Here is a 10,012-nt window from a genome sequence, read left to right as displayed (position 1 = left end):
TTCGAGTGCTTCGCGCTCGGTGCGTACGCCGCTGGCGATGCGCGCCCAGATGTTGACGAGCGTTTCGAACTGCTGATGGATGTGGAACACGTCGCCATGACACGGAGTACCGGGCCAGGCGAGTTTCTGGCCGGCGCGAAGACCAGTGCCAGCATCGGCAATCGTGTAATGGGGACTCAGTCCGCGCGCCTTCAAGTCGAGCAGATGGACCGCCCAGGTGTCGCCGTCGCGATGGTCAACGGTTGCCAGCAGATAGCAATAGGTCGAGGCGGCGTCGATGCCGGCGAGCACGGGCTGCGAGCCCTGAAAAAGCTCATCGTGCAGTCCCACCCGGATCGGCGACAGCTCAACGCTGTTGTTGACGGCGATGGCGCGCTGCGCCGCCCGTTGGTGGATATTGTGCACGGTGCCCAAACTAATGGACACGCCCAGCATATCGTGCATGAATTCCACGACCCGCGCATCGAGGCATGAGCGATCATTGTCAGCCCGAGCGTGGCCTGTTCCAGCCATCGTTTGGTGACCGGCAACGAGAACAGCACCTTGTTCTGGTCGTCAGCCTGCTCATTCGGAAAGAGATCATCCAGCGCGGCGTTGGCCTTGTGCATCTGCCGGCAGACGAGCGGGCGGCTCACGCCATGCCGGGCGGCCAGGGCGCTGACCGGTTCTGCGCCCGCCAAAGCTCGAAAGGCCATCATCTTGCGTTCGTTGGTAGCCAGTTTTGTGGGGGCAGCGCAAACGGATTGATTCATGGGGGCGTGACGTCGAAAATGGGGCCACATTATCCCGCATTATCTTCGCCCCTCGCATGTGTAACGCAGCTTTGAACCTCGCCGAGATACACGATGTTGTAATCCACCGCAATGATGAACTGCGCGGTTGCAAGCAACGCGAGCGTCAGGGCAGGGTAACGCGGCTGCGTGGTCATGGGGGAAATCTCGTGGGTCAGGCTGCGTCGGTTTCGGTGACAGCGATCGGATAGTCGATATAGCCGCGCGCATCGCCGCCGTAAAAGGTCGTGCGATCGTACGGCGTGAGCGGAAGGCCATCGCGCAGCCTCGCTGGCAGGTCGGGGTTCGAGATGAAGTGGCGGCCGAAAGCGACGAAGTCCGCGTCGCCGCTGCGCACGATCGCCTCGGCACTGGCCCGGTCGAAGCCGCCCGCCGCTATGATCGTGCCGTGAAAGCGCTTGCGTAGATGTTGGGCGGCGAGCGGCGGTGCATCGACCTTGACGGTTTCGGTTCCCTTGATGCGCGGCTCAACAATATGAAGGTACGCAAGCCCGAAGCGGTTCAACTCGTCTGCGACATAACCAAAGGTCGCTTGCGGGTTACTGTCGTGCATGGAGCCATAGGTTCCGCTTGGGCCGATGCGCACGCCGACGCGTCCCGGTCCCCACTCGGTCACGGCGGCTTCGGTGATCTCCAGCAGAAAGCGCGCGCGGTTCTCGATCGGGCCGCCGTAGATGTCGGTGCGCAAGTTGGTGCCGTCCTGCAGAAACTGATCGGGCAAGTAACCGTTTGCTCCGTGGATCTCGACGCCATCGAAGCCGGCTTCCCGCGCGCGCTGCGCACCTTGACGGAATTCATCGATAACGCCGGCGATTTCGTGCGTCTCCAGTGCTCGCGGCATGGAAAACGGCACGGGACCGCTTTCCGCATACGCGTCGCCCTCGGCTTGCAGCGCCGACGATGACACCGGCGCCGCTCCATCCGGTTGCAGCAGCGGATGCGACTGGCGACCCACGTGCCAGAGTTGCAGGAAGATCCGGCCGCCCTTTGCATGAACGGCGGCAGTGACCTTGCGCCAGCCTTCCACTTGCGTCTGGGTATATATGCCCGGCGCCTTTGCGTAGCCATATCCGCGCGGTGAGACGGGTGTCGCTTCGGAGATGATCAAGCCGCCGTCGGTCGAACGCTGCGCGTAATACGCTGCCATTAGGTCATTGGGGACGTTGCCATCGCTTGAACGCATGCGCGTGAGCGGCGCCATCACGACACGATGTTTGAGCGAATACGGGCCAATTGCAGCGACTGAAAAGAGTGACTTCATGACGGGTTTCCTGGTATGTGCTGACGAGTTGTCCTTCGGTGAAAGGACTATGGGCGTCAACTCCTTCGAGCGGCAGACCGGTAGTGGCGATATCATTAATTCCCGGATGGAATAGGCTCACGAGCTGGTGTCGCAAGCGCACGCTTATCATCGAAAGAGGAACCTCATGGACAGACTGACAGCGATGGAAACGTTTGTAAGCGTGATCGAGGCGGGATCGTTCTCAGGCGGCGCACGGCGGCTCAACGTCGGACAACCGGCGGTGTCGAAGTCGATCGCCCAGCTCGAGGACCGGCTCGGCGTGCGTTTGCTGCTGCGTTCGACGCGCGGCTTATCGCCGACGGATGCTGGTCAGCAGTTCTACGAGCGCGCTAAACGGGCAATAGAAGAAGCGGACGAAGCCGAGAATGCGGCACGAGGTTCAGGCGCAAGCCTGTCGGGGCGTCTGCGCATTTGTGCGGCTGTGACGTTTGCGCGGCTGCATATTGTCCCTTCCATGAAGAGTTTCCTGTCAGCGCACCCCGATCTGACTATCGAAGTGATCCTTGATGACCGAAACGTCGACCTGATGGAAGAAGGTATCGACGTGGCGCTGCGCATGGGCGCGCTCGCGGACTCGAGCATGACCGCGAAAAAGGTGGGGCAAAGCCGGCGCCATGTTGTTGGCACGCAGGCTTATTTCGATGCAGCCGGAACGCCCATGGTGCCCGCGGACCTGATCGCACATCAGGCCATCGTGTATGAACAACGCGGTGGCGGGACGGCGTGGTCGTTCAAGCGCGATGCATCGGAAGTGGCGGTGGCCGTGTCGGGCCGCATGCACGTGAATGCGGCCGAAGGCGTACGCGCGGCGGTGCTAGCTGATATGGGCGTCGCGATTGCGTCCGAATGGATGTTCGCGCCCGAGCTGGCAAGCGGCGCGGTGACTGCTGTGCTTGAAGACTGGGAATTACCGCCCATGGACTTATGGGCAGTTTTCCCGACGGGACGGGTAGTTAGCGCCAAGGCGCGAGCATTCGTCGCTTTTGTCGAGGCTACACTCGCCGCATAGGCTATCGCCTAGGTCACTGCAGGATACCTTCGCCCCGGCCGTGCGTCGGTGATCAAGCCTACCGTGATGACCGAAATGGTTAGCGCTTGCTTGCACCAAAAATCGGCGTTGATTTCAGCGATTCAGCGAGCCTCAGACGAGCGCCTTGCCGATCGATGCGCCGCCATCCACATACAATGTTTGGCCGGTCATGAAGGCCGCATCGTCGGACAAAAGAAATTCGATGGTGGCGGCGATCTCATCGGGCTTGCCGAATCGATTCATTGGAACTGACGCGAGGTAACGGCGTTCACCGGCGCTTCCCGGACGATTGTTGACGCGAAACAGCTCTGTCTCGGTCGGACCGGGCGATACAGCGTTGACCGTGATGCCCGTTGTCGCCAGTTCCAGCGCCCATGATCGGGAGAAGCTGACGAGCGCCGATTTTGCTGCCGCATACGCTGTACGTTCGACCATGCCGAGCACGGTCAGGCTTGAGATATTGACGATGCGGCCCCAACCCTGCGACTGCATGTGCGGGAGAAGCGCCTGCGCTGCCTGCACCGCGGGATGCAGATTCAATGCAAGGACTGCGTCAAGATCATCAAGCTCGATGCTTCCCAAAGCTTGCGGGCGAACGAGACCGACGTTGTTGACCAAGCCATCGAACTCGTACTGCCTGCTCAGTTGCTTCAAGGCTTTGTCGGTGGCAGTGTGATCCGACAGGTCGACGGGGATCAGCACACCGGGAAAGCTCGGTTCATCCCCGTGACGCGCAAGGCCGACAACTGTGTGGCCGTTGCGGGAAAGGCGCTCTGCCAACGCCCGGCCAATGCCCTTGCTTGCGCCAGTAATCAGGAAAGTACGGGATGTCATGTTCGCCTCTTTTGAAAGTTGGTCCGACGCTCATGGGCACGAGCGTCGAATACGCTTGTCTCTTCGTTCAGAGGGCCGCGCCAGCACGGGTACGCAACGCCGGCAACATGTCCTGCGGCTCCGGCCGATGCGTGTAGTCCGGATTGACTTCGGAATACAGAATCGTACCCTGCTGGCCAACTACGTAGCGCGCAGGCATGGGTAGCGTCCAGCTGTCGTCGCCGTTGAAAGCCGGCAGGTCGTTCTTGAGCATCTTGTACAGGTCGACCAGATAGTCTTGCAACGCGAAACGGATACCGAAGGCTGAGGCGACGTCGTTACGTGTGTCGCTCAGGATTGGAAAGCTCAAGCTGTTGGTGCGAACGGATTTACGGCTGTTAACCGCGTTCTGCGGCGAGATCGCGATGAGGCTTGCGCCGACCGCCTTGAATGCCGGCAGCGCTTCTTCGAGGGCCTGCAGTTCGAGATTGCAGTACGGGCACCATACGCCACGATAAAAACTTATGACGAGCGGCCCTTGCTCCAGCAGTTGAACTGATGAGACCGGGTTGCCTTCGGAGTCCGAGAGTGTGAATTCGGGCGCGGCGTCGCCTGCCTTTAACGCACGGCCGGCCTGGCCAGAAGCGATCAGCTCGGCCGTGGCGCGAGCCATGATCGGATGAATCTCCGCAGGGGCGAAAAAGGGGGCCTTACCGGCTTTGAAGTCCGCCTTGAAGGCGTCGAGTTTCGCTTGGAGGGACATAACGTTTCCTTGAATTGAGTGACGGCGGGAGCCTAGGCTCCTGCGCTTGAAGATCAGGCTGCGACCGCAACCGGTTTGGTCCACTCGTTGCCCTCCATGAACGCGTCGAGCTTCGTGTGGACAATGTGGTTCGTGTAGTTGCTCATCACCTTCGTCGCCACGCCGAGTACCACTTCAAGCACGTTCTGACGGGTGTATCCGGCCGAAATGAACGCGGCGACGTCGGCATCGGCGACAAAACCGCGTTCGCGAACAACAAGGGTCGTGAAGCGATGCAGCGCTTCGAGCTTTGCATCAGGGATTTCAGTGCCGGCGCGAAGCGCAGCGATGACGCCTTCGTCCACCTTGATCATCTTGGCAAGCGTGGTGTGCCCTGCCATGCAGTAGTGGCAGTTGTTCTCGAAGTTAGACGTCAGATACACGACTTGCTGTTCATGCGGCGTCAGCGTGCTTTTAGAAAACAGGTCCCACAGCGCGGAGTAACCGGCGAGAAGTTCCGGCGACTCAGCCATGTTCGCCTGTAGGTTGGGTACGAAGCCGAAGGCGGATTTGACGGCCTCGAGCGTTGCCTTTGATGCTTCCGGCGCGGTTTCGATGGCGTGTGCGATGAAGTTGGTCATGGGGTCGCCTTTGTCCGTGAATGTCAGGTGGCACATCGTGGAAGCCATGTTCGCGCAGGTCGCTTGCGCACAGAAGTCAGCGCCGGCGCATAACACTCATTCCCCCAAGGAATATGGGTACGTGAATCGCGCCGACATAACGACACGGCTAAGACAACGTTGCCCTTGCCCCTAGATCGCGCCAAAGAGCCGAAGCGGGATCTCTGGTTGTTTAAGGACAGATCGCACCGCTCCGGCCGAAAAAGCCGACGCTCGCCTCTTGGGATCTTCACTGAACTCCACGGCTGCTTTGGCCGCAGGCTCGTTCGAATCAAACCCTCCGCCGAATGGCCTCTATCAGAGACGACCTGCCATGCGATCCGCAAGTTCGAGCGGCGCTTGTACCTCGCAAACGGCCATTGCCGACATGTCGAGACGACCGGCATCTGTGGGTCGCGTGCTGTCGATCGCAGTCTTCCAATAGTTCAGACTTCGTGCGAATTGCATGAGGCAGTGACCGGCCAGGACCCGTCGGTCGTCGGGCCCGCCAATTTTTCCGGAACCGGTCATTGCAGCACCATTGCGCACAACATGTGCTCCCGCAGAGAAAGGGCAACACATGGGGGCACGCCGCTGACGCTGACCAGTATATTGGGCTCCGGCCTTGGCACTATTACTTCACCTCTCGTCGGGGCTCTTGTATGCCTGACATTTTCCAAACACTTGCGCGACTAATGGCACCGTGGTGATGACCCCTACGGCGAGCAGCGTCCAGCCGATGGCGCGGCGTTGTTCCGGATTAATTCGGTTGCTGAGCAACAGTGCGAGGCATGCAGCGCCTGCCGCCCGTGTTCCGGCAATCAATCCAATTTCTGGAATAGTTAGTGATACCTGTTTCATCTGTGCCTCCCAGCGGGTTGGACAGATTTGAGCCCGGGTAGTTTGCGGCGTGTGCGGCTGGCGGTCTGTGCGCAAGCAGACCTGCTGCCGACTACGTCTTTGGCGGAATCAACGAAGACACGCTGGCGGCTGCGCACCTTGGCGTTCACTTTCATTCGGAAGCCGAGGGACCGCGTTCCTGATCTTCTGGGACAGCTTTCGGGAGCCGCAGACTACCGAAATGGGTCGCGTGCGGCCGACCCGCGTCAGGCAGAGGGTCGGCCATGAAGCGTCACTCACCAGCCGCCCCGTTGACGGCCGCTTCCTGGCATGCACCAGCCATTTATGGCCGATGGCCAGGGCTCACGCTAGCACCTGTCGTCAACAACCCGGGGTAGCTCAGGATCAGCGCGTGTTGATTACCGAGGTCTGCAATCAGTCGACTACGCTTGTCGGCATCCACCGGCGGCGGGCAACGTGTCGCGGGCGGCTGCCTCCATCAAGTTAGGCGGGAAGCTTCGGCGCCGCGGGCCAGTCAACCGGAATGCGTGTCGTCGCGTGCAAATAGGTGGTCACCGTCCTGTCACCGACGACGACGATCGCATCGACGAGGTTTTCCTTTGTCCAGCCGGCTGCGAAAAACGCGTCGACGAGGGCTGCATCAGCGTGGCCTCGATTGACCGCAATGTTGCGCACCAGACGCGCAAGCGCGTCAAGCTTCGGGTCGAAGCTCGCTTTGCCGCTACGAATCTCGAGAATCTGTTCGTCTGTGAAGCCGATGTTCCTGGCGATCATCGTGTGCGCAGCGAGGCAGTATTCGCAGCTGTTCACCTGGCTAACGACGAGATCCACCACTTCGCGCGCCTTTCCGGTGATGCTGCTCTTGCTATTTTGGAAAGCGAGGTAGTTGGCAAGCGCATGTTCCGAATGCGCGAGCGTCGCGTAAAGATTCGGTACGAAACCGAGTTTGCTTTTCAGGTTGTCGAAGATAGCCTGGTTGGCGGGGGCGACTTCCTCGCGTTTTGGGACGTTAATCGTGGTCATGCCATTTCTCCTGGAAAGTTCGTGCCGATCACGCGACCGCGTTCGCATCGACCGGCTTCGTCCACTCGTTGCCCTTCATGAACGGATCGTATTCGGTATGGACAATATGGTTCGTGAAGTTGCTCATAACCTTCGTGGCAACCCCAAGAATCACTTCGAGCACATTTTGGCGCGTATAGCCGGCTGCAAAAAACGCTTCGACGTCGGCGTCCGAAGCAAACCCGCGTTCGCGGACGACGAAGGTCGTGAAGCGGCGCATGGCTTCGAGCTTCGGGTCGGGCAACGGTTTTCCTTCGCGTAGCGCGGCGATCACGGCGGGGTCCATCTTGATCATTCCCGCGAGCGTGGTATGCCCGGCCATGCAGTAATGACAGTTGTTCTCGAAGTTCGATGTCAGATAGACAACCTGCTGCTCGTGCGGGGTGAGCGTGCTCTTTGAAAAGAGATCCCACAGCGTAGAGTAGCCGGCAAGGAGTTCGGGTGACTCGGCCATATGCGACTGCAGGTTCGGCACGAAGCCAAAGGTCTTTTGGGCGTCTTCCAGACCCGCTTTCGAGGCGGCCGGCGCTGTTTCGATCGTGTATGAAGTAAAGGTGCTCATCGTTTGTTCCGCTCGGCGAAATCTTCGTTAATCAAATGATAAATTATCGGTTGGGATATGATGTGCGAGGCGGCAAGGGCACACAAGACAGCCTCGCGGCATAACTCTCATTCCGGGCCGGCATGGGGTCGAGTGCCTGATGACATCCCGATTCGACCAGGCGCTCAATCTCCGGAGCGCGGCATCGCCTGGAGGAATGAATCTTATGCCCGCGCCGGTTCTACCACGCTGACCTTTCCCCCGCTAACAACCGCCGCGTCAACCTTGGGCCGCAATTCCAACGTCAGAGGTCTGGCATCCGAGGTCGGCGAACGGTCAATCGGTAAGCGCGCGTTCGTGCCGTTTGTCACGATGCGTTTTCGATGCGTTTGTATTTATTGATGTTCAGATTTGACCTGAACGGAACAGCGGCGGGCATGGGTGTCGTGCGCGGGCTTGCCGTGTTTGGCGAGGCATGTCTGCGCCGAGCTTCAGAAGTTTTAAGGTATCCGACGAGGATTTAGTCTGCTTTTTATTCTAGGCTTCATCGTGATCCAGCGAGATATCGGCATGCCGAGCGGGTAGAACAATCACGTCAGAACCGGAGACCACCAATGTCGAACTCCACTGTTGCAGACGGTACACAGCTCCACTGTAAGGACTGGGGTGCAGGAAAGCCGGTCGTGTTCGCTCACGGATGGCCGCTGAATGCCGACATGTGGGAACTTCAGACGAAGTCTCTCTCGGACGACGGTTTTCGCTGCATTGATCATGACCGGGGTGGCTTCGGGCATTCCAGGCAGCCGTGGACCGGCGCTATGACTACGACACCTTTGCGGACGACCTACGCACATTGCTAGCATCTTTTGAAATTGCCCCGCTGCAGACCGGCGAGGCCAACTCAGTACGTTCGAACATAGGGGAACATCATGCAAACGATTCTGGACAATTATTTCACTGCCTACCGCAGCTTGAACCTGACACGGGATGAGGACGGCGTGCTGGTCGTGCAATTCCATAGCAATGGAGGCCCGCTCACTTTCACGGCGGAGGCCCACACGGAGGTCGTCGATGCGTTCTACCGGATTTCTCAGGATCGGGCGAACAAGATCGTCATCCTGACGGGTTCAAGCGGGGACTTCATGACCGGGGTTGACTGGGCGACTTTCAAGGACGTCTCCGATCCCGACGTTTGGAGCCGGATCCATGACGAAGGCGTTCAGGCCTTGGAAAACATAGCCAATATACGCGTGCCGGTCATCGCGGCTATCGAGGGGCGTGCCCATATCCACTCAGAGTATGTGCTGCTGGCCAACGTCATTGTGGCAGCAGAAGGCGCTACCTTCCAGGACATGGGCCACTATGCTGCGGGTGTCGTGCCTGGCGACGGCATCTTTACCACCTGGAGCTATCGCGCGGGCGCGGGACGGGCAGAAGCTTTCCTGCTGAATGCGCACCCGATTACGGCGGCTGTCGCACGCGAGTGGGGAGTGGTTGCTGAGGTCGTGCCAAACGGCCAGACGCTTAGCCGCGCACAGGAATTGGCGAGGCAGTATTTGAAAGCGCCCGAAGTGACACGCCGCAACACGCGCGTACACTTTATACGGCCCTTGAAACAACGCATCGTGCAGGAAGTTGGCTATGGGTTGTCGCTCGAAGGCGCCTCCGCAGCCGCCCTTGTGAAAGCAATGCAGGCGAGGAGCTGACCGCTACGAGCCACTCCTCTCGATTTGCGGAAATCCGGGAAGCGATTACGCCCGACAATGCCGGTCTCAGTGTGCCGGCACTGCAGCGCGCCGATGATCATCATCGACATCCTCCTGGGGTATCTACGTAATCGCTCAATTACGCACACGTTGACATGACGAACAGGGCCGCACCGCGACGACCGAGGTCGGCGATGTCCAAAGCGAAGGATGGGAGTGAGCGTCGGCGTGGAGCCGACGCATTAGAAGCGTTAGTCGGAGGTTGGTTTGCGTCGAGCGAGCCGCTCGCCGATGTTGAATGGCAACAAGTCGCTCACGTCGGCACCGGCCGCGCGCTGCGGCAACTCGGTGAGCACTTCGCACAAGTACTCGAACGGCTCAACGTTGCACGCCCGACAGGTGAGCATCAAGCTGTAGATCGTTGCACTGGCTTTCGCGCCGGCCACCGTATCATTGAACAACCACGATTTTCTGCTGGTAGCAAACGGGCGCACTTCCCGTTCT

The 10,012-nt window shown here is 59.6% G+C and carries 12 protein-coding genes and 1 pseudogene; 3 read left to right on the top strand and 10 right to left on the bottom strand.

What is annotated here, in order from left to right; translation table 11 throughout:
• From BSU04_RS35285 to BSU04_RS35280, 3 genes are all read right to left on the bottom strand, one after another.
• The coding region (locus tag BSU04_RS35285; RefSeq protein ID WP_218827392.1) for a hypothetical protein at positions 1–453 on the bottom strand (453 nt) is incomplete at its 3' end.
• 328 nt (positions 454–781) lie between these two features.
• On the bottom strand, positions 782–928 hold the full coding sequence (locus BSU04_RS46820; protein WP_179258545.1) for a hypothetical protein: 147 nt from the start codon (positions 926–928) through the stop codon (positions 782–784).
• A gap of 17 nt (positions 929–945) precedes the next feature.
• Positions 946–2,052 carry an alkene reductase gene (locus tag BSU04_RS35280; protein ID WP_089164884.1) on the bottom strand — a complete coding sequence of 369 codons (1,107 nt, stop codon included), beginning with the start codon at positions 2,050–2,052 and terminating at the stop codon, positions 946–948.
• Between the two features lie 166 nt (positions 2,053–2,218).
• On the opposite strand from BSU04_RS35280, the gene BSU04_RS35275 reads away from it, so the two are divergent.
• Complete coding sequence (locus BSU04_RS35275; RefSeq protein WP_089164883.1) at positions 2,219–3,103, top strand: LysR family transcriptional regulator; 885 nt, start codon at positions 2,219–2,221, stop codon at positions 3,101–3,103.
• A gap of 132 nt (positions 3,104–3,235) precedes the next feature.
• On the opposite strand, the gene BSU04_RS35270 is transcribed toward BSU04_RS35275, so the two are convergent.
• The 6 genes from BSU04_RS35270 to BSU04_RS35240 form a co-directional block, all read right to left on the bottom strand.
• Positions 3,236–3,958, bottom strand: coding sequence for an SDR family oxidoreductase (locus tag BSU04_RS35270; RefSeq protein ID WP_089164882.1), 723 nt, complete (start codon positions 3,956–3,958; stop codon positions 3,236–3,238).
• A gap of 67 nt (positions 3,959–4,025) precedes the next feature.
• Entirely contained in the window at positions 4,026–4,700 is a 675-nt protein-coding gene (locus BSU04_RS35265) for a peroxiredoxin-like family protein (RefSeq protein WP_089164881.1), read from the bottom strand.
• Positions 4,701–4,753: 53 nt separating this feature from the next.
• The gene (locus BSU04_RS35260; protein ID WP_089164886.1) at positions 4,754–5,320 is read right to left on the bottom strand and encodes a carboxymuconolactone decarboxylase family protein; all 567 of its coding nucleotides are present in this window, start codon (positions 5,318–5,320) and stop codon (positions 4,754–4,756) included.
• A 657-nt stretch (positions 5,321–5,977) separates the two neighbouring features.
• A complete protein-coding gene (locus BSU04_RS35250; RefSeq protein ID WP_089164879.1) occupies positions 5,978–6,199 on the bottom strand; it encodes a hypothetical protein in 222 nt (73 codons plus the stop codon).
• A gap of 483 nt (positions 6,200–6,682) precedes the next feature.
• A complete protein-coding gene (locus BSU04_RS35245; protein ID WP_089164878.1) occupies positions 6,683–7,222 on the bottom strand; it encodes a carboxymuconolactone decarboxylase family protein in 540 nt (179 codons plus the stop codon).
• A gap of 28 nt (positions 7,223–7,250) precedes the next feature.
• On the bottom strand, positions 7,251–7,823 hold the full coding sequence (locus BSU04_RS35240; RefSeq protein ID WP_089164877.1) for a carboxymuconolactone decarboxylase family protein: 573 nt from the start codon (positions 7,821–7,823) through the stop codon (positions 7,251–7,253).
• Positions 7,824–8,416: 593 nt separating this feature from the next.
• Between BSU04_RS35240 and BSU04_RS45920 the strand changes: the two are divergent.
• Positions 8,417–8,676, top strand: a pseudogene (locus BSU04_RS45920) (alpha/beta fold hydrolase); the annotation flags it as partial.
• Positions 8,677–8,731: 55 nt separating this feature from the next.
• Entirely contained in the window at positions 8,732–9,508 is a 777-nt protein-coding gene (locus BSU04_RS35235; RefSeq protein WP_218827391.1) for an enoyl-CoA hydratase/isomerase family protein, read from the top strand.
• Between the two features lie 251 nt (positions 9,509–9,759).
• On the opposite strand, the gene BSU04_RS35230 is transcribed toward BSU04_RS35235, so the two are convergent.
• The coding region (locus BSU04_RS35230; protein WP_144021445.1) for a transposase domain-containing protein at positions 9,760–10,012 on the bottom strand (253 nt) is incomplete at its 5' end.

Origin of the sequence: Caballeronia sordidicola, from assembly GCF_002220365.1 — a bacterium.
Lineage (GTDB): Bacteria > Pseudomonadota > Gammaproteobacteria > Burkholderiales > Burkholderiaceae > Caballeronia > Caballeronia sordidicola_C.
This window is presented reverse-complemented; position numbering and strand designations above follow the sequence as displayed.

Excerpts from the sequence above, each read along its gene's own strand:
- BSU04_RS35275 (WP_089164883.1), top strand. The coding sequence starts at position 2,219 with ATGGACAGACTGACAGCGATGGAAACGTTTGTAAGCGTGATCGAGGCG.
- BSU04_RS35265 (WP_089164881.1), bottom strand. The coding sequence starts at position 4,700 with ATGTCCCTCCAAGCGAAACTCGACGCCTTCAAGGCGGACTTCAAAGCC.
- BSU04_RS46820 (WP_179258545.1), bottom strand. The coding sequence starts at position 928 with ATGACCACGCAGCCGCGTTACCCTGCCCTGACGCTCGCGTTGCTTGCA.
- BSU04_RS35280 (WP_089164884.1), bottom strand. The coding sequence starts at position 2,052 with ATGAAGTCACTCTTTTCAGTCGCTGCAATTGGCCCGTATTCGCTCAAA.
- BSU04_RS35260 (WP_089164886.1), bottom strand. The coding sequence starts at position 5,320 with ATGACCAACTTCATCGCACACGCCATCGAAACCGCGCCGGAAGCATCA.
- BSU04_RS35245 (WP_089164878.1), bottom strand. The coding sequence starts at position 7,222 with ATGACCACGATTAACGTCCCAAAACGCGAGGAAGTCGCCCCCGCCAAC.
- BSU04_RS35270 (WP_089164882.1), bottom strand. The coding sequence starts at position 3,958 with ATGACATCCCGTACTTTCCTGATTACTGGCGCAAGCAAGGGCATTGGC.
- BSU04_RS35250 (WP_089164879.1), bottom strand. The coding sequence starts at position 6,199 with ATGAAACAGGTATCACTAACTATTCCAGAAATTGGATTGATTGCCGGA.
- BSU04_RS35235 (WP_218827391.1), top strand. The coding sequence starts at position 8,732 with ATGCAAACGATTCTGGACAATTATTTCACTGCCTACCGCAGCTTGAAC.
- BSU04_RS35240 (WP_089164877.1), bottom strand. The coding sequence starts at position 7,823 with ATGAGCACCTTTACTTCATACACGATCGAAACAGCGCCGGCCGCCTCG.